19 protein-coding genes are annotated in these 26493 nt (G+C 43.2%); 8 read left to right on the top strand and 11 right to left on the bottom strand.

Annotated features, from left to right (window positions below; translation table 11 throughout):
* Positions 1–46: 46 nt before the first annotated feature.
* Positions 47–1168 (bottom strand): tRNA-queuosine alpha-mannosyltransferase domain-containing protein, encoded by a 1122-nt coding sequence (locus V6259_RS06020; protein ID WP_341583735.1) that lies wholly within the window; start codon positions 1166–1168, stop codon positions 47–49.
* A gap of 146 nt (positions 1169–1314) precedes the next feature.
* Here V6259_RS06020 and V6259_RS06025 point away from each other — a divergent pair, with 146 nt between their 5' ends.
* Positions 1315–2058, top strand: a complete 744-nt coding sequence (locus V6259_RS06025) for a dienelactone hydrolase family protein (RefSeq protein WP_341583736.1) — start codon at positions 1315–1317, stop codon at positions 2056–2058.
* Positions 2059–2104: 46 nt separating this feature from the next.
* Here the strand turns inward: V6259_RS06025 and V6259_RS06030 are convergent, their stop codons facing one another.
* The 4 genes from V6259_RS06030 to V6259_RS06045 form a co-directional block, all read right to left on the bottom strand.
* Complete coding sequence (locus V6259_RS06030; protein ID WP_341583737.1) at positions 2105–2659, bottom strand: YaeQ family protein; 555 nt, start codon at positions 2657–2659, stop codon at positions 2105–2107.
* A gap of 204 nt (positions 2660–2863) precedes the next feature.
* The gene (gene efpL, locus V6259_RS06035) at positions 2864–3436 is read right to left on the bottom strand and encodes an elongation factor P-like protein EfpL (RefSeq protein ID WP_341583738.1); all 573 of its coding nucleotides are present in this window, start codon (positions 3434–3436) and stop codon (positions 2864–2866) included.
* Between the two features lie 181 nt (positions 3437–3617).
* Positions 3618–3965 (bottom strand): nucleotide pyrophosphohydrolase, encoded by a 348-nt coding sequence (locus tag V6259_RS06040; RefSeq protein ID WP_341583739.1) that lies wholly within the window; start codon positions 3963–3965, stop codon positions 3618–3620.
* The gene (locus V6259_RS06045) at positions 3965–5122 is read right to left on the bottom strand and encodes a M14 family metallopeptidase (protein WP_133011420.1); all 1158 of its coding nucleotides are present in this window, start codon (positions 5120–5122) and stop codon (positions 3965–3967) included. The genes V6259_RS06040 and V6259_RS06045 overlap by 1 nt, the downstream gene beginning before the upstream one ends.
* A 36-nt stretch (positions 5123–5158) precedes the next feature.
* On the opposite strand from V6259_RS06045, the gene V6259_RS06050 reads away from it, so the two are divergent.
* From V6259_RS06050 to acnA, 3 genes are all read left to right on the top strand, one after another.
* Positions 5159–5677 (top strand): hypothetical protein, encoded by a 519-nt coding sequence (locus V6259_RS06050; protein ID WP_133011419.1) that lies wholly within the window; start codon positions 5159–5161, stop codon positions 5675–5677.
* A gap of 142 nt (positions 5678–5819) precedes the next feature.
* The gene (locus V6259_RS06055) at positions 5820–6311 is read left to right on the top strand and encodes a putative 4-hydroxy-4-methyl-2-oxoglutarate aldolase (protein ID WP_133011418.1); all 492 of its coding nucleotides are present in this window, start codon (positions 5820–5822) and stop codon (positions 6309–6311) included.
* 186 nt (positions 6312–6497) lie between these two features.
* Positions 6498–9242, top strand: a complete 2745-nt coding sequence (acnA, locus tag V6259_RS06060; RefSeq protein WP_341583915.1) for an aconitate hydratase AcnA — start codon at positions 6498–6500, stop codon at positions 9240–9242.
* Positions 9243–9333: 91 nt separating this feature from the next.
* Here the strand turns inward: acnA and V6259_RS06065 are convergent, their stop codons facing one another.
* Together V6259_RS06065 and V6259_RS06070 are read right to left on the bottom strand one after the other, a co-directional pair.
* Positions 9334–9948, bottom strand: coding sequence for a MarC family protein (locus V6259_RS06065; RefSeq protein ID WP_341583740.1), 615 nt, complete (start codon positions 9946–9948; stop codon positions 9334–9336).
* 291 nt (positions 9949–10239) lie between these two features.
* Positions 10240–12408 (bottom strand): EAL domain-containing protein, encoded by a 2169-nt coding sequence (locus V6259_RS06070; protein WP_341583741.1) that lies wholly within the window; start codon positions 12406–12408, stop codon positions 10240–10242.
* 406 nt (positions 12409–12814) lie between these two features.
* On the opposite strand from V6259_RS06070, the gene V6259_RS06075 reads away from it, so the two are divergent.
* Positions 12815–13732: a ParB/Srx family N-terminal domain-containing protein gene (locus tag V6259_RS06075; protein WP_341583742.1), complete on the top strand. Its 918-nt coding sequence runs from the start codon at positions 12815–12817 to the stop codon at positions 13730–13732.
* 177 nt (positions 13733–13909) lie between these two features.
* Complete coding sequence (locus V6259_RS06080) at positions 13910–14779, top strand: lipase family protein (protein WP_133011413.1); 870 nt, start codon at positions 13910–13912, stop codon at positions 14777–14779.
* Positions 14780–14901: 122 nt separating this feature from the next.
* Here V6259_RS06080 and V6259_RS06085 read toward each other — a convergent pair whose 3' ends face one another.
* From V6259_RS06085 to V6259_RS06100, 4 genes are read right to left on the bottom strand one after another with little or no spacing between them, the layout of a single operon-like run.
* Positions 14902–17604 carry a hsp70 family protein gene (locus V6259_RS06085; RefSeq protein WP_341583744.1) on the bottom strand — a complete coding sequence of 901 codons (2703 nt, stop codon included), beginning with the start codon at positions 17602–17604 and terminating at the stop codon, positions 14902–14904.
* The gene (locus tag V6259_RS06090) at positions 17605–19359 is read right to left on the bottom strand and encodes an Hsp70 family protein (RefSeq protein WP_341583745.1); all 1755 of its coding nucleotides are present in this window, start codon (positions 19357–19359) and stop codon (positions 17605–17607) included.
* A 2-nt stretch (positions 19360–19361) separates the two neighbouring features.
* Positions 19362–19955 (bottom strand): DUF2760 domain-containing protein, encoded by a 594-nt coding sequence (locus V6259_RS06095; RefSeq protein WP_133011410.1) that lies wholly within the window; start codon positions 19953–19955, stop codon positions 19362–19364.
* Between the two features lie 3 nt (positions 19956–19958).
* Positions 19959–21863 (bottom strand): ATP-binding cassette domain-containing protein, encoded by a 1905-nt coding sequence (locus V6259_RS06100; protein ID WP_341583746.1) that lies wholly within the window; start codon positions 21861–21863, stop codon positions 19959–19961.
* A 290-nt stretch (positions 21864–22153) separates the two neighbouring features.
* Here V6259_RS06100 and V6259_RS06105 point away from each other — a divergent pair, with 290 nt between their 5' ends.
* Both V6259_RS06105 and V6259_RS06110 read left to right on the top strand, forming a co-directional pair.
* Positions 22154–23278: an efflux RND transporter periplasmic adaptor subunit gene (locus V6259_RS06105; RefSeq protein ID WP_341583747.1), complete on the top strand. Its 1125-nt coding sequence runs from the start codon at positions 22154–22156 to the stop codon at positions 23276–23278.
* A gap of 13 nt (positions 23279–23291) precedes the next feature.
* Complete coding sequence (locus V6259_RS06110) at positions 23292–26438, top strand: efflux RND transporter permease subunit (protein WP_341583748.1); 3147 nt, start codon at positions 23292–23294, stop codon at positions 26436–26438.
* Positions 26439–26493 lie beyond the last annotated feature (55 nt).

The following is a 26493-nucleotide window of genomic DNA, read 5'->3' on the forward strand; positions in this document are numbered from 1 at the left end:
AAAAATACTCTAAACTTTCCAATCACTTCTAAACATTTATAAACGCCTAAATATTTCTAAATAAAGGCTTCACGGCAACCTCTTGGATCATCGCTCGATACGTCGGCAACAGACCCTTTATTTGAAAAGGCTCAACAGAGGGTGTTTCCAGTCTTTCTTTCATTATGTTAACAATTAAGTCGACAGCGCTTTCGGCCTCATCATCTATATTCAAAAGATAACTTTGATACAAGTATTGGTCGCCAAAGAGTTCAGGATAAACTTGCCTATTGGGCAGCACTGGGACACAACCAAGGGCGACGGCTTCGAGCACAGCCAATCCTTGAAATTCATGCAAAGCAGTGGATAAGACGATGTCAGCAGACGCTAAGCAACTAAGGTAGTCCTGTCTACTTTTAGCGTAACCGAATTGGGTAATTTGCTCTGGAAAAGCTTGTTGAATCTGTTCAAATTCTTTAGGTATTGAGCGAAACTGTTCGCCTAGAATGGCGATTTCAAATGGCACATGACGAACGTTTAATACTTGAAGAATCGCTAATAGACGATCTGGCCCTTTGTCATATTCCCACCTTGCTGACCAGACTAACCGAACCGGCACCTGCCCTCCTTGCTTATCGTTTTTCAATTTTTCCATCGAGCTGGGCACTGAGACAGGCACCGGCACTACGCAGGCTTTTTCTTCGGTCAAATTTAACCAATCGGGAGACACATAATCAGGCAGTTTTTTTAATAAGGCTCGTGCGCCAGAGAAAAATGACGCTTTATTAAACTGGCTGTTAAACACACACTGATCCGCCGCCAACGCACTGTATAAGGTCACCATCTGCATTTCGACCAAGCCCTGTTGTTTATCACTAGGTGGATAGGCAAATTGGTTTTCGTGAAAATAGAGTAACCAAGGGATATTTTGTAAATCAGGACAAAACGCTTTCAGACCCACACAATCTGTCATCGAGGTAGCGATGATCAAATCATAAGGTTTTTCTAATAAGGGTTTAAACTTAGGGTCAAAAGCAAAACTCATGGCATTGCCGCGAATCCGCCAAGCAAAATGCCGCGGTGGCAATGCCATATAGCTCCAATCATGCTCTGGGAGTTGATCCATCAAAGTTTGCGCCCACGCCTTATGGCTGCTCGCTTCGTAAGCACTAATTAATAAAATTCGCACAAAATACCCTTATTCGGTTTCGATAGCATGGTAAGTACTGGCTCATCGTTGTTGGGTCGAATATCATGTCAACCATAGTGGTTTTGCCATCCTTGTTTAACGCTTATTCCCACTGTATTTCATCAGACACTGACATTAGGAAAATCATGATTATTCACAAACACGATCAGGATCTTAACACGCCGACAGGCACCATGCGCTGTACTGTGTACCGCCCGCAAGCCGAAGGCCGCTTTCCTTGTATTTTCTTTTATTCTGAAATTTTTCAACAAACCGCTCCGATCGCACGTTCAGCAGCCATTATGGCGGGGCATGGTTTTGTCGTAGTCGTTCCCGAAGTGTTCCATGAATTAAATCCCATTGGCACTGTATTGGGTTATGACGACGCGGGTAAAGACAAAGGCAATGAAGATAAATTCACTAAGACGTTAGAAGCTCACGATACAGACACCATCGCCATGTTGGATTACTTTGCACAGCAAGAATATTGCACAGGGCAATTTGGCAGTATGGGCGTGTGTTTGGGTGGTCATTTGGCGTACCGTGCGGCGCTTAACCCACGCATTCAGTCCAGCTTTTGCCTATACGCGACCGACATTCATTCCAATACCATCCCTTGCGATGAAGGCAACGATTCCTTTACTCGCACTAAAGACATTCAAGGGGAATTAACCATGGTATGGGGCAAACAAGATCCGCATGTATCTACCCAAGGCCGTCAGAAAATTTACCAACAATTACTGGATACAGATCGAAACTTCACCTGGTATGAGGTCAATGGCCAACACGCCTTTATGCGTGATGAAGGCGATCGATATGATCCGGCTCTTGCTTTAGAATGTTACGCAAAAGCCGTGGCGCTGTTTCAAAAGACTCTGCACAAAAGCTAATCTTTTTGCCTTGTCATCTTTAAGGCGTTAACTGGTTGAGGTGAGCTTAGGGCTCGCCTCGCCAAATTGGGTTCAAGGTGCATTCCCCAAGCTCACTAGACATCCACATTTCACCATCTTGAATAGTCACATTAAGTTGCATAGAGCGAGCACACAACGCAGACAATTTTTGCACTTCTGCTTCGACAAATTTTAGGGTACGCAGGTTACTGAATCGACTGGTCTTGCCTTTATTTTGTTCCCACCAAATGTCTGATTTGTCATTGTAATTCACCACGATCACTTGCTGACCACGCCCACACGCTTTGCGCAGGCGTTTCTCATCTGGTTGTCCTAGCTCTACCCAGATCAAAACTTCGTCTGAAAAGTTCTTTTGCCAAAGGTCAGGTTCATCTTCGGTGCTAATTCCCTTAGTAAAACTAAGCTGCTCAACACCCTCTTTTTCATCCGCTAATAAAGCAAACGTGGCTAAACGAACCATCATGCGTTCTTGTGTTTCTGATGGATGTAGCGCCAAGGTTAAATCGTAAGTTTGATAATGATTGCGGTCCATATCGGACACTTGTAGAGAAGCTTTGTAAACGGTTGCTTTAGTCGCCATGGTATAAAAATCACTTACTGCATAAAAGTGGAGAAATCGGCATCGATCTTAGTAAAAGGGACACACGATAGAAAAGGTGCGCGAATTGTACAGGAAAAGCGCCTACCCATCATAAGTAAAACTCTGATAGTGAAATAGCGCCCATAAAAAAACGCAACCTAGGCTGCGTTTTATCAGAGCTATTCAGACTGTGCACAAAAAGAATTACTTCTCAGCACGACCAGCGAATTTACGTTCTTCAACGTTCACTTTGATCTTATCACCTGTCGAAATATGCTCAGGCACTTGAATGATCGCACCAGTAGCAAGCTTCGCAGGTTTGTTACGAGACGTTGCAGAAGCACCTTTAATAGAAGGATCTGTTTCAATGACTTCTAGCTCAACGTTAGTCGGCAATTCCAAGGTAACAGGTACGTCATCAACCAAGACAATTTGAATGCCTGCTGTGGCTTCATTGATGAACAGCAATTCTTCTTCGATTGACGATTTGTTCAAGCTGTAAGGTGTGTAGTCTTCGTTGTCCATGAAAACGCATTCTTCGCCATCGGCATAAGAAAACATAACCGGACGACGTACTAAATCTGCAAGATTCAGCATATCTGAATCTTTAAATGTTTCATCAATTTTGCGATCCGTCACAACATCATACATACGCATGCGGTAAAGACTGCCACCAGCACGACCTTGTGGTACAGAACGCTCAATGTCTCTCACAATGTACGTTTTGCCGTCGTATTCGATGGCCATATTCTTTTTAATGTCACTCGCCTTTGGCATTTTCTACATCCTAAACTGTCATGTTATTAAATAGGTAAGTTTTATCTTTTTTGGCACCATGCTAATCACCTATTACGGTGCCAATCAATCGCATTCTAAGGCGATATTTTCGCCGCTGATGCTAATCCAGTTAACGAAATACTGCTAGCAATAATTCACTCTATAGAGCCAATTACAGTCGCTAATACTGATTGTACTTTTTCGCACTGCCTTTTACTTTGTCTATTGGATAATGGCGTGCGTTTTTCTCGATTTTCTGCTCCGCCGCCGCCATTAAATCAATATTCAACTTGTCTGCCAAGCGCACGGTAAAGAGCAAAACATCTGCCAGCTCTTCTTTTACCGCTTGGGTTTGTGACTCGTCTAATTGGTAAGACGCCTCTTCCGTGAGCCAGCGAAAACAATCTAATAATTCTGCGGTTTCCCCTGCGAGCGCCATAGAAAGGTTTTTCGGAGAGTGGAATTGATCCCACTCTCGCTCCTCGGCAAATTGACGCATTGTCTGTTTCAGTATTTCAAGAGAATCCATTACTCACTATCGACTTTCATATATTTGCTATTAAGCACATGGTAGATAGGATACAAGGCATCCGCGCCTAATATTTTTGCACGTTCAGGCGACCAACCTACAATCTCATCAGGTAAATTCTGGTTATCTTTAAATGGCATTTCTAAGGTAAAAGAAAGGCAATTATAGGTCTCACCAACCCATTTGGTCGCTACGGTTAGATTAGCCTCGCCAAACTGATCTGGCGCATAACCAATGTCAGTTTGAAAATCTGGGCTCACTGCCACGAACATGTCTTTGAACAAGGTTTCCATTGCTTCCATGCGAGCATCAAACGAAGGCACACCTTGGCAACCATCCACAAAATTCACTGGCAAGGCTTCGTCGCCATGAATGTCTAAAAACATGTCTACCCCAGTTTCAGCCATCTTAGTTTGAACTGCTAATACTTCTGGGCTGAATTCTTTCGTCGGATTTTTCCACTCACGGTTTAAATTCACACCTTTTGAATTTACCCGTAAATTGCCATGAACGGCACCATCTGGATTCATATTGGGTACAATATGGAATCGACATTTTTCCAACAAGGCGCGTGAAATAGGGTGAGATTCGTCAAACAATCGCTCTAATAATCCCTCAATAAACCATTCTGCCATGGTTTCACCTGGATGCTGACGAGCGGTAATCCAAATGTTTTTCGCTAAACCTTGGGTTTTACTGATTTCCAGCATGGTGATATCTCGCCCTTCAGCGGTTTCACCTAGATGATGAGTAATACAGTCTTCATTGCTTGCCGCCCACGCCATCATGTCTAAATGACGCTCATAGCTGTATGGCGCAAAATACGCATAGTAAACGCTGTCTTGCTCTGGCTGGTGGTTAATTACCAGTTTGCCATCAATATACTCAGTAGGAACACGAAACCAGTATTCCCTGTCGTAGGAAGCGACCGCTTGATAATCAACCCAACCTTCTGGGTACGCAGCATCACTCGCGTTCTCGAATTGAATTACGCAACTTTCGCCCATTCCGCCTTGTAATCGAAAATAAAACCACTGGAGGAATTTAGAGTTTGTATCATTGGGGATTTTTACTCTAATATTGTCCGGATCCGAGGCTTCAATAACAAAGATGTTACCGCCATCAAACGCACTACTGATCTTGATTCGGCTGGTCATTCTTTATTCCTTAAAAATCAAACATTGGTTCTATATATGGCAAGTTTACCTATATTCATGACGGCTGTCGCCAATTCATCTGACGAGCCCGCTTTTCCTCTTTTATTTACTTGGTCAACGCCAGAAGCACAAGTGAAAGAAGTGCTTGTGATTCCTGATGACGAATGGTTAGAAAATCATCATATCGATGCGAACGCCCTAAACCTTGATGAAAATCAACTGTACGAATTCGGCTTTGAAGCCAGCGACATATTGGTTGAGTGGACCAATGAATTCGATACTGACGTTATTTATGGACTTGACCCTGATGAGTTAAGCCTACTGGTAGAAGCCACTTATAACATCAAAAACTTAGATCCGAGCTTTGAAATACTGAGTATTCATTCTTGGTTCGATGAGCGCGGCGTGTCACTAAACGATTCACTGGCAGAGCAAGGTCTAACCACGCCCCTACACTTACTACCACCTGATGAAATTATCATTCAATTGTTGCAGATTGCGGTTGAACACGGATTGATAGATCCCGCAGACATTCCAGATAGCACCCAAGAGTAAGGTTTCTTGACACTGTTATAGGTCAATAAAATGATGAGTATAAAGACAAGAAACTGGCACTACTAAGGTATCCTATTTAGAGTCAGAAGAGATTAATTGTTAATGATTAACTTTACCTTTTCTGACTCTAACTGGAGCCCTTGTGATAGATATTCTCCCCGACTTATGCGATCTCTACCGTGAACATCTTCAGATTGCTGATCCAATTTTCAAATCCTATGGCAAAAAATCCCATTTCTATGGAGAAGTTGTCACCATATCTTGCTTTGAAGATAACAGCCGCGTTCGAGAGCTCGTCGCCACTCAAGGCAAAGGTAAGGTGTTAGTTATCGACGGCGGAGGCAGCGTTCGTCGAGCATTACTGGGTGACATGCTGGCAGATAAAGCCGCGAAAAATGGCTGGGAAGGGATTGTCATTAATGGCGCAATTCGTGATGTCGCCGCCCAATCTCAAGTCAATCTCGGTATTCACGCTTTGAACGCACACCCGGTACCAACTGAAAAACGTGGCTTAGGAGACGTTGGTAAAACGCTTCACTTTGCAGGCATAACCGTGATGCAAGGCGACTATATATATTGTGATTTAAATGGGATTGCAGTTGCTAAACAACCGCTTGCAATGCCAAAGTCGTAAATAGCATTTTTCATTATAAAGTTTTCGTTATAAAGCTTTCGTTATAAAGATTAGAACTCAGCACGCTATCTGCAATGTGCTAGTTAACTGCGTTCATACTAAGTACGACAACGAGGTATGAACTTTTCAACATCACTAACAGAGGTAAATCCTTACAACTCAATTTAATTATTAAAGGGGCACATGATGAACAATAGTTTCGACACCCAATACTCTCTCGCTGTTAACAGTGAGCAATATCATATTCATTCTTTAAAAGGGCTTGGCCAGAAAGCCAGTCGCTTACCTTTTTCTTTAAAAATCTTGCTTGAAAATCTACTGCGCAATGAAGATGGCGTTAATATCAAAAAACAAGATATTCAAGCCTTATTAGACTGGGATTCCAAAGCAACCCCCACAGCCGAAGTTGCCTTCACTCCCGCGCGCGTTGTTATGCAAGATTTCACTGGCGTACCTGCTATCGTTGATTTAGCGGCGATGCGCGATGCAATGGAAAAGCTGGGTGGAGACCCCGCCAAAATCAACCCACTGTCGCCCGCCGAATTAGTGATTGACCACTCAGTACAAGTGGATGGCTATGGCAGCAATGGGGCTTTCGATTTAAATGCAAAACTCGAATATGAACGCAATAAAGAGCGCTACGAATTTCTGCGTTGGGGTCAAACCGCCTTTGATAATTTAAAAGTTGTGCCGCCAGCAACCGGCATTGTTCACCAAGTAAATTTAGAATATTTGGCACGCGTTGTCTTTAATGAAGACAAAAATGGCCAAAAGGTCGCCTACCCTGACACCCTGGTTGGGACAGACTCCCATACCACCATGATCAATGGTTTGGGGGTACTCGGCTGGGGTGTTGGTGGCATTGAAGCCGAAGCTGCCATGCTGGGGCAACCTATTAGCTTACTCATCCCGCAAGTTGTTGGTGTGAAATTAACAGGCCGATTGCCAGAAGGAACCACCGCGACAGATTTAGTATTAGCGGTGACGGAAATGCTCAGAAATTATGGGGTTGTAGGCAAGTTCGTCGAATTCTACGGCGATGGTTTGGCTGACTTACCACTAGCGGATAGAGCGACAATTGCCAACATGGCACCAGAATACGGTGCTACGTGCGGTATTTTTCCAATCGATGATGAAACCATTAATTACCTCCGTTTAACCAATCGTGATGAAGAACAGATTCAACTGATTGAGCACTATGCAAAACACCAAGGACTGTGGCGAAACAAGGGAGACGAAGCAGACTATACCGATGAGCTTGAGTTTACACTTAATAATGTCGTGCCAAGCCTTGCAGGCCCTAAAAGACCTCAAGATAGAATACCGCTTAATGAAGCCGGAAGCGTCATTCGTAACCACTTAAAAACCTTTCAAGACGAACGAATCGCTCGCCGTGCCCATAACGGTGACGCCATAACGCTCATTGACAGTGAAGGGCCTATCACCAACCCAGAAGAGCCAATAGATGAAGCGCAATTCATGGGGGCCGCCAACGTCACCTTTAAAGGCCAAGAGTTTGAGCTAAACGATGGTGCTTGTGTTATTGCCGCGATTACAAGCTGTACGAACACCTCAAATCCGAGCGTTATTATGGCGGCTGGGCTGGTTGCTAAAAAAGCCAAAGCATTAGGCATCAATACAAAACCTTGGGTAAAAACGTCTCTCGCGCCCGGCTCCAAAGTTGTAACAGACTATTTAAAAAAAGCAGGGTTATTGGAGGACTTAGACAGCCTTGGCTTTAATCTCGTAGGTTATGGCTGCACCACATGTATCGGCAACTCAGGACCATTAGGCGATGAAATATCTGAGGCGATACAAAAACATCAACTCATTGTAAGTTCCATTTTATCGGGCAACCGTAACTTTGAGGGACGCATTCATCAAGATGTAAAAATGAACTTCTTGGCCTCACCACCACTGGTTGTTGCCTATGCAATTGCCGGTCGTACTGACATAGATGTTTACAACGAACCGCTCACACAAGATCCACAAGGCCGTGACATTTATCTTAAAGATATCTGGCCAAGCGCCAAAGAAGTAAGCGATCTGGTTAAGGTGACGGTCACCCAAGACATGTTTGAAAAAAGCTATGCTAATGTTTACCAAGGCGATGAGCATTGGCAAACAATTCAAATCCCCGATGGCAAACTTTATGATTGGAATACGGCATCCACTTACATCAAAAAAGCGCCCTTTTTTGATGGCATGACCAAAACGCCACCAGGGATTCCTACCATAGAAGGTGCTCGCTGTTTGGCAAAACTGGGGGATTCAGTGACCACTGATCACATCTCGCCAGCCGGCGCCATTAAAGTAGACGCTCCAGCAGGCTTGTATCTACAAGAACATGGCGTAGAAAAATCACAGTTTAACTCTTACGGATCTCGTCGTGGTAACCACGAAGTAATGATGCGCGGCACTTTTGCCAACGTCAGGCTGCAAAACTTACTTGCTCCTGGCACAGAAGGCGGCGTTACCCGCACACAACCTAATGATGAACTGGCGACTATTTATGATGCCGCTATGGAATACCAAAGCAATAACATTCCGCTTATCATTCTTGCTGGTAAAGAATACGGTACTGGTTCCTCTCGTGACTGGGCAGCAAAAGGCTCTTTATTATTGGGCGTGAAAGTGGTCATTGCACAAAGTTATGAGCGCATCCATCGTTCTAATTTAATTGGCATGGGGATTCTACCCTTACAATTTAAAGACGGTGAAAGCCATGAGTCATTAGGCTTAACAGGACAAGAGCAATTTGATATCAAGGGTCTGACCAACAAAGCAACGCAAGTCACCCTAGTGGCCACCGACAATAACGGTAAGCAAACAGATATTCTTGTTGATGTGCGCATTGATACACCAAAAGAGTGGGACTACTACAATCACGGAGGTATTTTGCAATACGTACTGCGTAACATGCTCAACTAGTTAGCGGTTTAAAACACAATTAAAACGCCCAATTCAGTGATGAATTGGGCGTTTTTTTACGAGCATCCATAAGAAAAAGCCGCTCTATTCGCTAACTTAATGCACTAAGCGTGTGTGTGAACAGACTACGTACGCCATTAACAATCATCTGAACAGACATCATCAACAATAGCATCCCCATTAAGCGTTCTAATGCAGCTAGCCCTTTTTCTTTCAATAACCTATTCAGCATTGGCGCCATCATTAAAACGAAAACAGACACACCCCACGCACAAACAACAGAGACCAACAACCCACCGTGATCACTTGGATAACTTTTCACCATGACTAACAAGGTCGCCAGCGTTGATGGTCCAGCCAACATAGGAATAGAAATGGGCACGATGAAGGGTTCGATCACGGCGTTTTTTTCTTTCGCCATGACCGATGGGAAAATCATTTTAAGCGCAATCACAAACAAGACCACCCCACCCGCAATAGAGATAGACTCTGTTTCCAAATGCAACAGCTGCATAAATTGCGCACCGAAATATAAGAACGCCACCAAAATAACCAAACCAATCACACCATCGCGTGCAACGATTGCATATTGACGCTTCTGTGGAACGCCTTTCATCACGGACAGTAGAATCGGAATGTTACCAAAAGGGTCAATAACAAACAGGAACAATAAAAACGTCGAGAGAATAGAAAAATCGGTATTCATGAAGAACTCATATCTTAGGTTTTAAAAAGAGATAGCCACTGAAAACTAGAATGCATAGACAAAAAATAAGAAATCTTGATGTTTGGCATGTTTTAACAAAATAAAACTAGCTTCTGATTGATTTTAATGAGGCTATACTTAACTATCTACCCGCTAAATTGGGCTGAGCATAGTACCAATCTAATATTTGTTAAGGAAGGCATAAATCAAGGCATTTACTTACCGCTGCTATTAAGCAAGCTCAAAGAAAAAACAACCCAAACTGACCACTAGTTCAAATTATGCAAAAAACTAACCCTGATAGCGAAGATCAAATTCTGTCAGCGAAATAGGTTTACTAAAATAATATCCTTGATAACCATAAACATCATGCTGCTTTAACAACTCAAATTGCTCATTGGTTTCCACTCCTTCTGCCACCACACTCACACCAAAATTATCCGCTAGATCCACTATCGACTTAACCATTAAGCGAATTTGCTCACCTCCTGCCAAATCTTTAATAAAAGAACGATCTATTTTAAGCTCATCAATCGGCAGTCGATGTAAATAACTAAGTGATGAATAACCCGTACCAAAGTCATCCAAAGAAATGGCAATACCATGAGACTTTAATCTATTCATTTTATCCGTCGCGTCATTGATATCTTGAAGCAAAACCGTCTCGGTAACCTCAACAATGAGTTTGCTTTTATCAATATCATAGGCGCAAACCGTCGCCATGAAATCATCAACAAATTGGCTTTGCCAGATTTGCTTGGCGCTTAAATTCACTGACATAGTTAACATTTGGGTACTTGAGGACTGTTGCCACTTCTGTAGCTGTTCGCAGGCCTGCATAAGAACTTGCTCGCCAATATTAATAATCAGATTACTTTCTTCCGCTTGATCCATAAAAGCAACCGGAGGCAATAACCCTCGTACTGGATGCTGCCAACGAACCAAAGCTTCAGCTCCTATTAATACCGCCTCTTTGTTGACCTTAGGTTGAAGATAAATAATGAAATCATGATCAAGAACAGACTGTCGCATGTCCTTATTAAGTTGACTTATATGCGTCAGATCATCTTTCATATCAATATCAAATAATAGAGCATGTTTACTGCTACTTGATTTAGCACGGTACAACGCAAGATCCGCCAATTGTAGCAATGCACCAGCAGTCACATCATTGCTTTTAAAGACTATTCCGCCAACACTAATAGAAATATCGTAATCAACAGACACATCATGATGGTCATTTTCTATTGTAAACGTTTTTGATACTTCTTTAATTAACGAATCCGCATGCTTCTGAGCTTCAATCGTCGATGCTTCTTTATCTGAATCAATTAGCGGATAGATAATGACAAATTCATCACCACCAAAACGAGAGGTAATCATTGTCTCTTTGCTTACACCTAACAAGCGAGTGGCGACCATTTTGAGCAATTTATCACCCATATGATGCCCATAACTATCATTTAGCAATTTAAAACGATTAAGATCTAAGAACAAAACAGCACTATAGCAATCCTCTTGTTTACTTAATAAGAGGGTCTTTTCCAACTCAATTTCCAGTTGGGTACGATTTACAAGACCTGTCAGTCCATCATAATAAGCAAGACGTTCAATTTTCTGTTGGTTATATTTTTCTGTGGTGATATCTAGAATAATACCCACCAACCAAGTTGGATCACCATTACTATCAAACTCAGCCACACGGCCACGATCCCAAACCCATATTACTTTCCCATCAGGCCGTTTTATACGAAACTCAATACTATATGGCTGGCTCGTCTTCAATAACAAATCCAATGCCTGAACCACTGCCACTCGGTCTTCAGGTAAAATACAGGCTTCAAACTCTTTAAAGGTTTCTTGGCTCGATCCAACACCCGTAATCAGGTCCCATCGCGCATTGTGAAGCACTTGATTGGTGTGAACATCCCATTCCCACAAGCCTTCCTCAGACACATCTAAGGCATGTTCAAGGCGTCTTTTATCTCTATCGGCATCTTCTTTCAGTTGTGTGATATCAGTAACATCTTTAGCAACGATAGCAACTTTAAGGTTGTTTTGAGTATCTCTGAATGGAATTTTAGTGGAGCAAAGGTGTTGCTTTCTACCGGTATCAATATTGTACAAAGACTCACTAACGGTTTCTTTTTCAAACTTATTGATAACAGACTGCAAACTCTCCAAAAAAGCATCCGCTTGATCTCTATGCCGATCAAAAAAATAATCGTTTTTACCTATCATTTCATCAGGTGTACTGCCGTATAAATAGGCTAGTCTTTTATTGCAAAAAACATAATCTCCGTTGTATTCCTTAACGGTAACAATGTCTTCCATCTCATGAATAACATTGGTAATGAGATCCATGTTTTTCATAAATATTTTGTGTAAAAAAACAGAAGTGATCCCACCTGAAATAAACACAAGAGCAACGATGGAGAGCCCCAGCTGAAATCTGGACATTTCAACCAAAGAGTAGAGGAACAAAAACACAAGAAGACAAATAAAACTAATTATAACCGAAACTAATCCTATCTTTAGTCTACTGTAACCAGTCACATTATCCATCTAATCGTCCTTATAGGTGAATGGGGATATTGTACGATTGTAGCTCAAAACAATCTCGTAAATTATATAATATTTGCTTGTTTGGTTTTAGTGCTTTCGAGGTGACATCAAACGTTAAAACGACTCTCCACATTGAAAATAAAACTTTTCCACTATAAAAAAATAATTCAATCTAAAGTCAGCATCCTATTACTTGGCCCTAACTGAAGATTATTGATTAATAAACATTAATCTTCACATACAAATGTAACACAAGCGTTGTAAACTGCTTTTTTTCAAAGACGTACTAAGGAAACACGCCATGAAATGCAAAGCGCTAATACTGCCACTTTTCTCATTGTTACTGCTTATATCTAATATCGTCAATGCCAACGACCTAAAAGTAGGCAGCATAGCACTTGTCCCTCTTAGTACTTTGCACCCTACCCAACCTGCTATTGGTTACGACCAAGTTTATTACAAATTAGGACGCTTCCAAGCAGACCCTAAGAAACAATTTGATGAAATCTGTGAAGCAAATGGTCAAAAAGGTTTATCTCATTTTACCTCAAGTTCTATGCCCAACATTCCTAGCAGCTTTCAATGTGACGAGGCCGTGGGCACAGAAAAGAAAGATATGAAAACCATAGTGATTGCGCCAAATGGCCAATATTATCTTACAGATGGACATCATACATTTAACGCCTTCTGGCAAATGAAAGATGGTGGAAAGCAATTTAAGGTCAATGTTGTCGTTGCTAAAGATTATCGAGCATTACCTACCATGGCAGCATTTTGGAAAGCCATGGTAATAGACGGAAATACATGGCTACAAAACAGTACCGGGCACGCTATTACCTATCAGCAGCTTCCTACTTCTTTGGGAATGGCCAATTTTGAAAATGATAAATACCGCTCCCTTATGTACTACTCTCGCGACGTAGGCTGGAACAAGCCTAAATCTCCAGTACCGTTTCTTGAATTTTATTGGTCTAAAGAAGTCCGCAAAGGCATTGATCTAAACCATTATGACCTAACTTCTGCCAAAGGGTACCGCCAAGCTATCACAGACGTCAGCCATTACCTTATAAATATGAAAAGCGATAATGTTGGCGGCTCAGGAAAAACAACCAAAGAAATGGGACAGTTTACGGCCTTTAACAAAAAAGGACTGAATAAACTACTCAACCCTAAAAAGGGAAAAGTGACTTATATGTTGAAATATAAGAACAGCTTATAAGATTATCATCGTTATCCTAAAACCTTGATCTGCCGTTAAGGGCAGATCAAGGTTTCTAGATCGCACAAAACTTGCGCTCAACCGTAAAACACGACTGACAAAAGGATTTTTACTGTTAGAAAATGTCATTTTTTAGTACTCTCTGCGCTCTTCAATCAGTAAGCCGCCTACACCAACATGTTTAAAAAATTTCTTATTCTCAGTGTCATTTTCTTGATCGCCCCCTTCCAGTCCGCCATTGCCGCGCAAAATTTTACCCTTATTAAAGCGCAAGCAAAATTATCTGACGATACTTACCTAACTGCCGACACACTTAAAGATAGGCTGAACCAACAAGGGCAGGAGCTGGTTCATCAATCTTTGATACCTGCCTCTCAAGTCAGTTATTTCTTAAGCCAGAAGGACGGAGTACAAACCATTGCCATCCGAGGCACCGCTAACCTAGAAAACGCCATTGTAGATTTAACGGTATCGTTACAACCTGATCCCATCTTAGACATTAAACTGCACCAAGGCTTTGCTTCTGCCGCGAGAGCCGTTTACGAAAACATGAAACCCTATCTTAAAAAAGATGAAGCAATACACATCACTGGACATAGTTTAGGTGGTGCGATTGCCGTTATCTTAGGTATGTATTTACAACACGACCATTACCAAGTCACTCAGTTGATCACCTTTGGACAACCCAAAGTCACCAATGTGACGGGAGCCAATAAATTCAGTAACTTACCCTTGATTCGTGTTGTTACACTGCACGACATTGTGCCTTTAGTACCACCAATCAGCCCATTACAAATAAAAGACTTAGACATTTTCTGGCATATGGGACAAGAAGTTATTTTAATGGGAGATAAAAAATACGCTGAAACCAATGGTATAAAAAGCGCCCTAAGAGCGACAAAATTCACCACGTCTATTCCTAACGAACAAAATCTTAATGCTCACAAGATGTCGACCTACATGGGCCGAATTAATGAACTCCAGGACAATCCAGTGGAAGTTCCATATAAAACAGATATTAATTTATTTGGTTTTTCATTCGATTAAGACCAACCCGAATATAGGCTTTTCCAGACATAAAAAAACACCCAGTAAAATATCACTGGGTGTTCTTTATTTCCGTTTAGATAATTGAAGCAAGTACGATGCTCAGATCAAGTCTGATAACGCTATAAACGTAACCCTATCGGCAAACTTTCACCAACAAGGGCATTCAGCTCATTACTATTGATCTCTACTTGGCTTTCAAGACGCTCTAACCATTGAGCCGGACATTTGTCTTTTACTAACTTTTTGCCAATTTTCTTACGATAATCTTTAAGCGATGCTGATTCATCCTGATTCATTTGGCTCATAAGTACCGCGGCAAGCCCAGCCTGCTTACGTTTTTTCCAATCCTCTTTTAGAGCTGCGTCTAATAGAGGATACAGTGCGTCTTCAGGAATACGAGCTTCCTGCTCCCCACTCAATAAATGGCGTGAAGCAATCCGTCCCAATGTCCACCAAGCGGTATCAGGCTCTGAGGATTTTGACAGCCGCTTCAACAACCACTCTATCGCAGTCAGTTTGTCGGCTTGTTCTAACTTCTCTAGGGCACCGACAAGACGAATCAAATCATCACTAGAACGGGTTAATAACGCCTTCATTTTTTCACGAGAACGCTGTCCCGACGGTGAATAAAATTGGCTAAATTGTTTAAATAAAAGGGTTTGCTGCTCAACAGATAAACCACCAGCAATACGTCGATACAGCGTCCAATATTGCCCCCAAACAGCCGCAGCATCATGCTGAGTACCTGCCTTGGTAAGATTAATCACTTGCTGTACTCGAGCAAGATCTTCCTCTGCGCCATAACCAGGACGCAAACAATAACCAATCAGTTGCAACCATTGACGTTCATGTTGAGCGCTTTTCATTCGACCTGATTTCAAGCTCAATAGCTTATCAACTAGGCGTCGCGAGGTAGCAAGGTTCCAATGGTCACGACTACCCAAAAGCGAATCTAAATCCTGCTTAAGGGACTTCACTAGATCGGGTACTTGTTTTTGCCCAGCGCTAGAGAAACAGTTAGTCAAATGTTCTTCGGCTTGGCCCATATTGGCGGGCAATAAGCCGGTGCTAGTCTTGACACTCTCAGCTGATGCGTTAGCTGGCGAGGCGTTAGACTGCGTAGAGAAAAGCAAACGCCACTGATCGCGCTCATTCTTGCTTTTCAAGGAGACTTGCAACACGCCCACTTCCGTCATTTGCACGGCCAAATTAACAACGGCTTCATTCGCATCAATTGAAGCATCCAGTTCAGTCGACAAGGTGGAAATATAATGCAACCCTTCGTGCTGCCGTACTTTGCCTACAATACAGTCGATATGATCATCTGAACGATAAAGGGGAAATTGAACCTGTTGACCTAGGGTGACAAAAAAATCTTGTTCTAGGGTTAAGGTTTCTCCTTTCAGCGTGTCTTTTGGCAGAATACCCACGAACTGATCGTCACCTACTTGCAGATATAAAGCATGTGCGACACCACTTTCGATTCGTGCACCCTCACCCACTAACGCACTCAAATAAAGAGCAGCGCCTTTCGCAACGGCATCATTTGGTTCATCAGCAACACAGGCTAATAACGGCGTGTCAGACCAAGCATTAAGCTGGTCTAATAGCTGCGCTTTTAACAGCGGGCTATTAAACAATCCACCATTAAACAAAACAGCGTCTGGCATAATGTTACCAGTGGCTTGTTGAATAGCCTCTTGATGAGTATAAAGAAATGCGGCCAAATGCCGGGTAAATGCCGGATCTGACTCATACGGCAAGCCCAAAGTATGCATGGCGTAAGCGCTTTTTTGCACCTTAGTATTCTGGTCTACCAATGGGAAAAAGCCGCTTTGAATTTGTTCAAGTAACGCATTACGTGACACGGAAAATTTCTGTGAACCACCAATCAAACGACTGCCGCCGCCCAGCACTGTAATACTGACACGATCTGGGGCAGCTTCACCGAGCAATGTCTCTTTGGCTTGACGCGTTTGCTGTACTAACGCAGCAAGCCGCGTCGCAGACAATGCGGAAATTTGCTTAGGATCAAGCTGAAAAGCCAACGCCTGATCTAAATTATCACCACCTAATAATAAGTGTTCGCCTACCGCTATACGCTTTAGTGACACACTCTTATTAGCGGACGTAGTCGGCTGAACAGAAACCAAGCTAAAATCGCTAGTGCCACCACCAATATCAACCACTAAGAGCATTTTTTTATTTGCTAATGCCGCCAGTTTCACATCGTCGTTAATATAGTGATAGCAAGCAGCTTGCGGCTCTTCCAGCAAGTACAAATCATCGAGACCTGCATTTTTTGCTGCCTCAAGGGTTAAAGCACGCGCCTCTTCATCAAAAGAGGCTGGCAAGGTCAAAGCAACTTTTTGCTTTTCTAGAGGCGCATCAGGAAACGTATAATTCCAGCTTTGCTTGATGTGCATTAGCAACACTTGGCTGGCTTCCAATGGGCTTATTTTTTTAGCAAATTCGCTTGCCCAAGGAAGAATGGCAGAACGACGATCTACTTGGCGATGACTCAACCAACTTTTTGCGCTCTGCACTAATTGTCCGGCACGACGCTGACCAAGCGCTAACGCGCCCACACCAACGACACGCCCTTTATCGCCATTACGCCAAGGCAGTACCGGGTCCAGCTTTTCATCCGCCGCCAATAGATAGATAGCGCTTGGCAAGAAGGTAAACTCTTGCACAGAACCATCTGACATGACTTGCGGAATTGGCAATAGAGTCGGCTCACCTCCATCATTCGATAAATAGGATACGACGCAATTGGTCGTACCTAAATCAATCCCAACTCGAAAAACTGACTCTGGCATTTACGCCTCCCTGACTTGAAACTCAATCGTCCAGTTTAGATTCGATTTCGTATCGTGAGCTTGCAATAAAAGCAATCCTAACTCCGTGACACGAGCGGTTAGATACACTCGAACCATTTCACCTTCTTGATAATGACCCGCATCCAATTGAATACTAATGGGATTCAATTCAATAAGCTGACCAAGCGCAAAAGAAGAAATCACCTTACCCACTGAATCTACTTGATTGCCTTGCGACTGGAAGAAACGGAAGGTCACCGATTCACCCACGACAAGCGAGAACTCATTCGGTAACATTTGCTCTTCTGAACCTTCATCCAAACCAAATGGTGCCACACAAACAGCATCCACTGGTGGCGCCATTCCTGGAATAGCAGGCATTGGGCTAGCGACACCAATATAATAATTCGCCGCTAAGCCACTTTTTACTTTTACCCCACCTTCAGCTTGCACCAAGGCATAATAGGTTGCTCCTTTCGCCACCGCATGATCAAGGTGTGACGGTGCCAACATAGTCAGCTCAACACCCTCTAACATGGCGCGCAGTCGAGTTTCTATCGTGCTGCGAATCAAGCTGGCATTAAATACACCGCCATTGAGCAGGATTTTTGTTGGTTTAGCATTATGCTGTGCCAAGAACTCACTAATATGGCGAGTAATTGCAGGATCACTTTCATAATCCAAATTAATGGTACTGATACCACTACGTGGAGCTTTATGAGCTTGCTCACCAAACGTCACTTCTGGAAAGAAGCCTTGCAACAATAGCTGCTGAACATCGTTTTGAGTCAAGGTTGTTTTGATGCTGTTATTGAACAGGCTACGTCCGCGACTGGGTACGACAACACTCACATCATTCAAGTCTGCGTTAGACAGCAACCTCTCTTTCGCTTCACGGCACGCTTGAGTTAAACCAGAAATTTGCCACGGCTCTAGGGTCGTTCCACTTTGTGCAAGCTGACCGGCCAAATGATAAGTCAGCGTCATATCCATGTTATCGCCACCAAGAAGAATATGACGACCAACAGCAACACGCTCTAACCCTAACGTTCCATCTTGCTCAACCGCTTGAATCAAGGATAAATCGGTAGTACCACCACCCACATCAACCACTAAAATGTGCTCATCGACGTGTAAGGCATCACCCCAAGTTTCTTGGTCAGCTAACCACGCATAAAACGCAGCCAAAGGCTCTTCAATCAATCGTGCACGCAAACCTACACGTTCCGCCGCTTGCTCAGTAATGGCACGCGCGGCTGGATCAAATGAGGCTGGCACAGTAATAACCACATCTTGCTCAGCAATGGGGGCATTTGGAAACGCCAGCGTCCAAGCATGTACAAGATGAGATAATAATGTTTCCGTGATCTGCGCTGGCGAGACTTTTGAGACCTCTTCTAACGCGTCGACCGGTAAAATAGCTTCATCAGCACCCACTCGTGAATGGCACAACCAACTTTTCGCACTTTGAACCAAGCGCCCAGAAGATTTCGCACCCAACTCACGAGCCAATTGACCAACGATGGAATTTGCTCTACCCCAAGGCAGCTGCAAATCGCTTTCTAAAAATTCGGTCGCATGAGGAAAGTAAACAAAAGATGGCAATAAAGGCTGTTCTGTTATTTGTCCTGCCGCGGTAAATTGCGGGATACTGAGTTGTTTAATCTCAGGCGTTGCGTTTTCTTGTTTTGATTCAGAATAGAAGACAGCCGAATGCGTGGTACCTAAATCGATACCAATAAAATAATCGCTCATAGTTAAACCTCTATTTCAGCGGGCGCCAAGATGGTTAGATTGTCGGTGCTGCTGACTTTTGGAAGCTGAGTTTTTGTCACTTTCCAACCAGGATGAATTAAGGTACCAGCATACGGGCCAGTACCTTCAACACGACCTTCTAGCTTGATCTGCTTAGCGTCGTAGTCAGACGCTACCTCAACACGGCTGTTCTCTGGTGCTGTGTTAACAACGTCGATAGTAAAGTGCTGGTTAATCACTTTAGAGCAACCGGCATGAATTTGGCGCGCCGCCGCGCCAACCTCGGCGTCGTCATAGCCATCGATACTTTCTTGAATAAAATCGATAAAACGTGCTTCGTGTTGTAATAATTGCAACAGTTGGTGAGCACCGTCCTCATTGACGGTGGCCAATACTGGCGCAGCCACTTCGACTTCACGAATGACTTCAATTTCTTTGGTTATTACAGTGGGCTCTGCTTCAAAGGCCAGCACTTCACCCTTACCTACAGCAGAACAACGGGCAGCGTAATCGCCACTGCCCATGTATTTAAAAAACTGACCAAACGCGCCAAAGAAGCGCGGTATAAAAGAGATTGATGTGATTTTTTGGCTCATAATCTACCCATTCTGCATTTCTTCTAACTCAAGCCAACGCTCCATGGTTGTCTCAAGTTCGTGTTCTTTAGTAGTGACTTTCGCTAAGGTCTTTTGAACCTGCTTCGCATCACCGGCATAAAAATCTGCAGCGCTAGTGATTTGATGCAAAGCGGCAATTTCTTGCTCTAACTTAGCAATCACTTCTGGCATCAAATCAAATTCGCGCTGTATTTTATAGCTCAGCTTTGCTTTCGGCTTAGCGGCCACGGCCACCGCTTCTTTTTTGATTTCAATTTTGGCAGGTTTCGTTTCGTTGGTTTGCGATGTAGATTCTGTTGGGAATTTACCACCTTGACGAATCCAATCTTGGTAACCACCGACGTATTCACGTACACGGCCTTCACCTTCAAAGGCAATTACGCTGGTCACAACACTGTCCAAAAATGCACGGTCATGGCTTACTAATAGCAAGGTGCCGTCGTAATTTAATAGCAGCTCTTCTAACAACTCTAATGTTTCCACATCAAGGTCGTTGGTTGGCTCATCCATTACGAGAAGGTTCGCAGGTTTGGTAAATAATTTGGCAAGTAACACACGGTTACGCTCACCACCTGACAAGGCTTTTACTGGCGTACGAGCGCGCTCAGGCGGGAACAAGAAATCACCAAGATAACCAATAACATGCTTAGTCTGACCATTAATCTCAATGGTATCTTTGCCTTCACCGACGTTCTCAGCAACCGTTTGTTCAGGGTCTAATTGCTCACGCAGCTGATCAAAATACGCCACGTTTAGCTTAGTACCTTGGCGCACTGTACCTGAATCTGCTTTTAAATCGCCTAACAGGATTTTTAGAAAAGTACTTTTACCGCAACCATTTGGTCCGATCAGTCCAATCCGATCTCCACGATTGACGATCAAATCCATTGGGCGAAGAATCACTTTGTCTTCAAACGAATGGGCCACTTGTGTGAACTCTGCTACCAATTTGCCGGAGCTTTCTTTCGACTCAATCGTCATTTTAGCGTTGCCTTGACGGCCAATACGCTCAGAACGTTCAACACGCAACGCTTTTAGCGCTCGTACTCGACCTTCGTTACGGGTGCGACGTGCTTTAATACCTTGGCGAATCCAGACTTCTTCTTCTGCCAAACGCTTATCAAACAACGCATTGGCACGTTCTTCTTCTTCTAAAAGTTTTTCTTTGAAGACAAGAAATTCGTTAATGTTGCCACTAAAAGAAATTAAGTTACCACGATCCAATTCGATAATACGATTGGCTAGTTTCTCAAGGAAACGACGGTCATGGGTAATAAACAAAATCAAACCACGGAATTGCTGAAGCTGCTGCTCCATCCACTCGATAGTAGGAACGTCCAAATGGTTTGTTGGTTCGTCGAGCAAAAGCACGTCTGGATTTGATACCAAAGCTTGAGCCAAAATAACACGACGACGCCACCCACCAGACAATTCAGACATTAACTTGTCTGCAGGAAGTTTTAAACGCTGAATCATGTGATTCACACGTTGCTCAAGATCCCAGCCTTGAATCTTATCCAGCTCCGTTTGAATATCACCAAGTTCATTAGCGTGGTCATTTTCAAAATCTTCTAACAACGCAAAGTAACGTTTCATTAGGTTATGAGCTTTACCTGCGCCTTCACTCACTACTTCACGTACAGTTTTGTTGTTGGCATCAGGAAGTTCTTGAGGAAGCTGCGCAACACGCATACCGCCTTCGATTCGAACCATGCCTTCATCAGCAACCTGTTCGCCTGAAATAATTTTTAATAACGTAGATTTACCAGCACCATTACGACCGATGATAGCAACACGTTCGCCGGCTTCAGCAGCAAAACTAATTTTTGACAGCAGCGGATTATGCCCGAATGCAACACTGACCTGTTCTAACGACAATAGACTCATATCTATCCAAATAAAAAAAGAGGGTAAATTTTGTGCGCGTATAATATCACCCTTCCTAACGAAGGTTTAGCGAAACAAAGAAACTGTAATCCAAAAACTGACAAAAACCATTAATTAAAAAGAGAAAAAAGCCCATACATTGGTATCCATCTACATAATCACGAACAATATGCTTAGATAAGCAAACAAGGATCATTTTATCGCCCTTCAATTGTGCATATAATTGACACAAACTTGATAACGACATACAACATAAGAACAATATAAACCAACCTACTAGGGAGCGGTTAATGGAGCTTAAAAACAAAGCAGGTCCAATTTTTGCGATCACGATAACCGTTGCCGCTGTTTTATGGATGATTGCAGGTGGCCATGGCATCACCACAGCCCAACATGATGATCCCAGCTCAACAAAAAGCTCAGAAGACAGCAGCCCTAAAGAGAATGCGCTAAACAGCAATGCCAACAAATCCCTAAGCACTCAACAGTATTCGGTTCAAGCCAAAACCATTCACGCGCAAATGACCGAGTTACACCTTACCCTTTCGGGACAAACCCTTGCCGACAAAACCCTTATGTTAACCAATAGCTATAAAGGGAAAATTGTTGCGCTGTATGCTGATAAAGGCGACTTTTTGAAGAAGGGCGAGCCAATTTTGCAAATTGATACTCGAGCACTTAAATCGCAAATAAAAGAAGCAACGCTACTAACACAACAAAGAAGTATAGAACTAGACGGCCTGACAAAACTGAAAGCCAAGAACTTAGCCTCTAATGTTAAATTAGCCGAAGCCAAAACTAACCTCGCGGCCGCACAAAGCAATCTAAAGACACTGGAAATCCATTTAGAAAACGCCACGGTTACCACACCTTTTACTGGCACACTGAACACATTAACGGTAAAGCAAGGACAAATAGTGGGTGAGGACACACCGATTGGCTCACTCATTTCTTTAGACCCGCTGCGCATTCAAGTGTCTATTCCACAAAACAAAATACAACAAATCAAAATAGGAACGCTGGGGAAAGTTCGCTTAGAATCTGGTTTTGAGACCACTGGCAGTGTGTCTTATATTAGTGCAGAAGCAAATCAAGAGAGCCGCGCCATTAGCGTCGAGTTATCAATACACAACCCTACACATAAGATCCCAACAGGATTAACCGCTGACGTAGATTTCACGCTTACCAAGCAAAAAGCTCAAGCCTTTTCACCCGCCCTACTTACCCTAGATGACAATGGACATACCGCTGTAAAAGTATTGAACGACCGTAATCAAGTGACCATTTTACCAGTCAATATTGTCAAATCTGGACGAGACAATGTCTGGGTAACTGGCCTGCCAGACACTGTCAACTTGATCACGGTCGGACAAGGTTTTGTTTCCGCTGGCGACACTGTTGAAGCCCACTATTAATAAGGATTTTTAAATGAAAAAATTAATAGAAGCGGCTTTAGCTCGATCACGAACGGTACTATTATTGTTTAGTCTCGTATTGATTGCTGGAGCGGTGTCTTACATTGAAATCGCTAAAGAAAGCACACCAGACATCACCATCCCTATGGCTTACGTGTCTGTTACTTTAGACGGCATTTCACCAGAAGATGCGGACAGTTTGCTAGTCCACCCTTTGGAAAAAGAACTGAAGGGCCTAGATAACCTTAAAAAAATCAGCTCTGTTGCCTCTGAAAACCACGCATCAATCATTTTAGAGTTTGACCAAGGGACAAATATCGATCAAGCAATCATCGACACTCAAGAAAAAATTAACCGCGCTAAAAGCGACCTTCCTCAAGGCGCTGACGAACCAACCGTAACAGAAATAAATCTCTCTACCTTCCCTGTACTACGCATCAATTTATCTGGTGATGTAGGCTTTACTACATTAAGCAAAGTCGCCAATGACTTGCAAGACAAAATTGAAGCGACTAATGGCGTACTCGAAGCGGCGATCAGTGGCGATCGCGATCAGCAAGCGCAAATAATTATCCGCGCTGATCAATTAGACTCGTACAATTTAAACCTCACCGATGTGGCTAACTTTGTCTCAGGTAACAACCAATTAGTAGCAGCAGGCAACCTAGATACTGGTGCAGGCCGCTTCCCTATTAAAGTCCCGGGTCTACTCAAAAATAAAGAAGATATTCTTAATTTACCCATCAAGGTAGATGGTGACAACGTCGTTAAATTAGGGGATATAGCAAACGGTGAATTAACCTTTGAAGATCCCACAAGCTACGCCAGAGTTGATGGCAAAAATAGCATTTCACTCGCGGTCTCAAAACGGGTTGGCGCTAACATCATAGACACGATTGATGCTGTCAAAGCCTTGGTTAAAAAAGACAGTACTCAGTGGCCTCAAGGGGTTAATTACACAATCACCCAAGACGAATCAAGCAATATTAAAACGTCGCTTAATGACTTATTTAATAATGTGATAACAGCAACGTTATTAGTCATGATTGTCATTGTCTGGGCGCTTGGTATCCGCAGCTCAATATTAGTCGGATTAGCCATTCCCGGCGCCTTTCTAGCGGGCATTTTATTGCTTAACATTCAGGGCTACACCATTAATATGGTGGTACTTTTTGCGCTAATATTAAGTGTCGGCATGCTCGTCGATGGTGCCATTGTTGTGACTGAATACGCCGATCGCAAGCTTGCCGAAGGCGCCCCTAAAAAAGAAGCCTATAGCGAAGCCGCAAAACGCATGGCATGGCCTATTATCGCATCGACGGCAACCACCTTGGCCGTGTTTATGCCATTACTATTCTGGCCAGATACGGTCGGTGAATTTATGCGTTATCTGCCTATTACGGTTATCGCTACACTCACAGCATCTCTAGTGATGGCGCTCATTGTGCTTCCTACATTAGGCTCTTTAATCGGTAAAAAAGGCAATTACAGTGACGCCACCCTACTTTCATTACGCCTTGCTGAAAATGGCGACCTAACAAATCTCAAAGGGGTTACTGGCTGGTACAGTCGCGTACTTACTCGCTTAGTCAACATACCAATTTGGGTTTTAATGTTTGTCATTACGTTACTAATCGCCGTTCAGGTTACCTATAGTCTTTATGGCAAAGGCGTCGAATTCTTCCCAAGCATAGAACCCGAAGTGGCTAATTTAGAGATCCATGCTCGAGGCAACTTATCCTTACAGGAAAAAGATGTTTTGGTGCATAAAGTTGAAAAGCTACTTATTGGCAATCCAAACCTTAAATCTCTGATAGCTACAACATTTGCTACCCCCAGCAATAAAGATGCGCCAGACAGCATCGGCAAAATTTCTATGGAGTTTATTGACTGGTCACAGCGTGAACCCGCCAGCGTCATACTTGAACAGATTCGCGAGAAAACAAAACAAATCCCTGGCATCCTAGTCACATCCGAGATTCAACAAGGCGGCCCGCAATCGGGTTCAGACATACAATTAGAGTTGAGTTCAGATTATTCTAAACCTCTGAACGATGCAGCCGACATGATCGCCGAACAATTAAGACAACAGGATTCGATCATTTCAGTAGACGATGATAGATCGCTTCCCGGTATCGAATGGCGCCTTGAAGTAGACAGAGCCAAAGCCAGCCGCTATGGCGTTGATGTAAACACGCTTGGAAGTGTGGTAAAGCTGGTCACCAACGGATTAAAACTGAGCGATTTTTTACCAGAAGGCGCAAATGACAAAATTGATATTGTTTTGCGCTATCCCGTTAACAATCGAAGTTTAGAACAACTAGACCAAATACAGATTCCATCCAACAAAGGCCCTATTCCAGCCAGCAACTTCATCCATCGCTACGCAGCACCTAAGCAAGGTGTCATCAATCGAACAGATGGCAAAAAAACCGTCACGATTGACGCCAATGTGAAAGATGGCGTGGTGGTCAACGACGTTATCAAAACCATAAAAGCGAAGTTAGACAAAGAGCTTCCAAGCGCGATTACCTATCAATTTAGAGGCAACACAGAGAACCAGCAAAAGTCGACCGACTTCCTGATCAAAGCTTTTTTTGTTGCCTTCTTTATTATGGCGATCATTTTGGTTACGCAATTTAATAACTTCTTCCAATGCGCACTCATTCTAAGCGCCGTCATCTTCTCTACCATTGGTGTCTTCATTGGTTTGATGATGAAAGGCCAGCCTTTTGGCGTGGTCATGAGTGGCGTCGGTGTTATCGCCTTAGCTGGCATAGTGGTGAATAACAATATTGTTCTAATCGATACTTTTAACAATCTCAGAGCACAAGGCATGAAGGTTCGAGAAGCCGCTATTCGTACCGGCGTACAACGCTTGCGCCCGGTCATGCTCACCACGATTACCACTATTTTAGGACTCGTTCCTATGGTGTTTCAGCTCAATATCGACCTAATTCATCAATCTATCAGTGTTGGCGCGCCATCAGCGCAATGGTGGACGCAACTTTCTACCGCCATCGCCGGTGGGCTGACATTCGCCACACCATTAACGCTGATACTGACACCTTGTCTCTTAGTCCTCGGATATCGTCGCGGAGAACGTAAAAAAGACGCCTTAGAAGCGAGTGAAAAACTTGAAGAGGTTAAAAGCGAATAACAGAATTTTATTCTTAAATTCAGCTAACAAGAATAAATGCAGCACTGCAAAAAAG

This window comes from Marinomonas sp. TI.3.20, assembly GCF_038155025.1.
Classification (GTDB): domain Bacteria; phylum Pseudomonadota; class Gammaproteobacteria; order Pseudomonadales; family Marinomonadaceae; genus Marinomonas; species Marinomonas flavescens.

Coding starts and splice junctions, on each gene's coding strand:
- V6259_RS06085 (WP_341583744.1), bottom strand. CDS start 17,604: ATGCCAGAGTCAGTTTTTCGAGTTGGGATTGATTTAGGTACGACCAAT.
- V6259_RS06090 (WP_341583745.1), bottom strand. CDS start 19,359: ATGAGCGATTATTTTATTGGTATCGATTTAGGTACCACGCATTCGGCT.
- V6259_RS06105 (WP_341583747.1), top strand. CDS start 22,154: ATGGAGCTTAAAAACAAAGCAGGTCCAATTTTTGCGATCACGATAACC.
- V6259_RS06045 (WP_133011420.1), bottom strand. CDS start 5,122: ATGACCAGCCGAATCAAGATCAGTAGTGCGTTTGATGGCGGTAACATC.
- V6259_RS06065 (WP_341583740.1), bottom strand. CDS start 9,948: ATGAATACCGATTTTTCTATTCTCTCGACGTTTTTATTGTTCCTGTTT.
- V6259_RS06025 (WP_341583736.1), top strand. CDS start 1,315: ATGATTATTCACAAACACGATCAGGATCTTAACACGCCGACAGGCACC.
- V6259_RS06080 (WP_133011413.1), top strand. CDS start 13,910: ATGTTTAAAAAATTTCTTATTCTCAGTGTCATTTTCTTGATCGCCCCC.
- V6259_RS06100 (WP_341583746.1), bottom strand. CDS start 21,863: ATGAGTCTATTGTCGTTAGAACAGGTCAGTGTTGCATTCGGGCATAAT.
- V6259_RS06030 (WP_341583737.1), bottom strand. CDS start 2,659: ATGGCGACTAAAGCAACCGTTTACAAAGCTTCTCTACAAGTGTCCGAT.
- V6259_RS06095 (WP_133011410.1), bottom strand. CDS start 19,955: ATGAGCCAAAAAATCACATCAATCTCTTTTATACCGCGCTTCTTTGGC.
- V6259_RS06075 (WP_341583742.1), top strand. CDS start 12,815: ATGAAATGCAAAGCGCTAATACTGCCACTTTTCTCATTGTTACTGCTT.
- acnA (WP_341583915.1), top strand. CDS start 6,498: ATGAACAATAGTTTCGACACCCAATACTCTCTCGCTGTTAACAGTGAG.
- V6259_RS06050 (WP_133011419.1), top strand. CDS start 5,159: ATGGCAAGTTTACCTATATTCATGACGGCTGTCGCCAATTCATCTGAC.
- V6259_RS06070 (WP_341583741.1), bottom strand. CDS start 12,408: ATGTCCAGATTTCAGCTGGGGCTCTCCATCGTTGCTCTTGTGTTTATT.
- V6259_RS06110 (WP_341583748.1), top strand. CDS start 23,292: ATGAAAAAATTAATAGAAGCGGCTTTAGCTCGATCACGAACGGTACTA.
- efpL (WP_341583738.1), bottom strand. CDS start 3,436: ATGCCAAAGGCGAGTGACATTAAAAAGAATATGGCCATCGAATACGAC.
- V6259_RS06040 (WP_341583739.1), bottom strand. CDS start 3,965: ATGGATTCTCTTGAAATACTGAAACAGACAATGCGTCAATTTGCCGAG.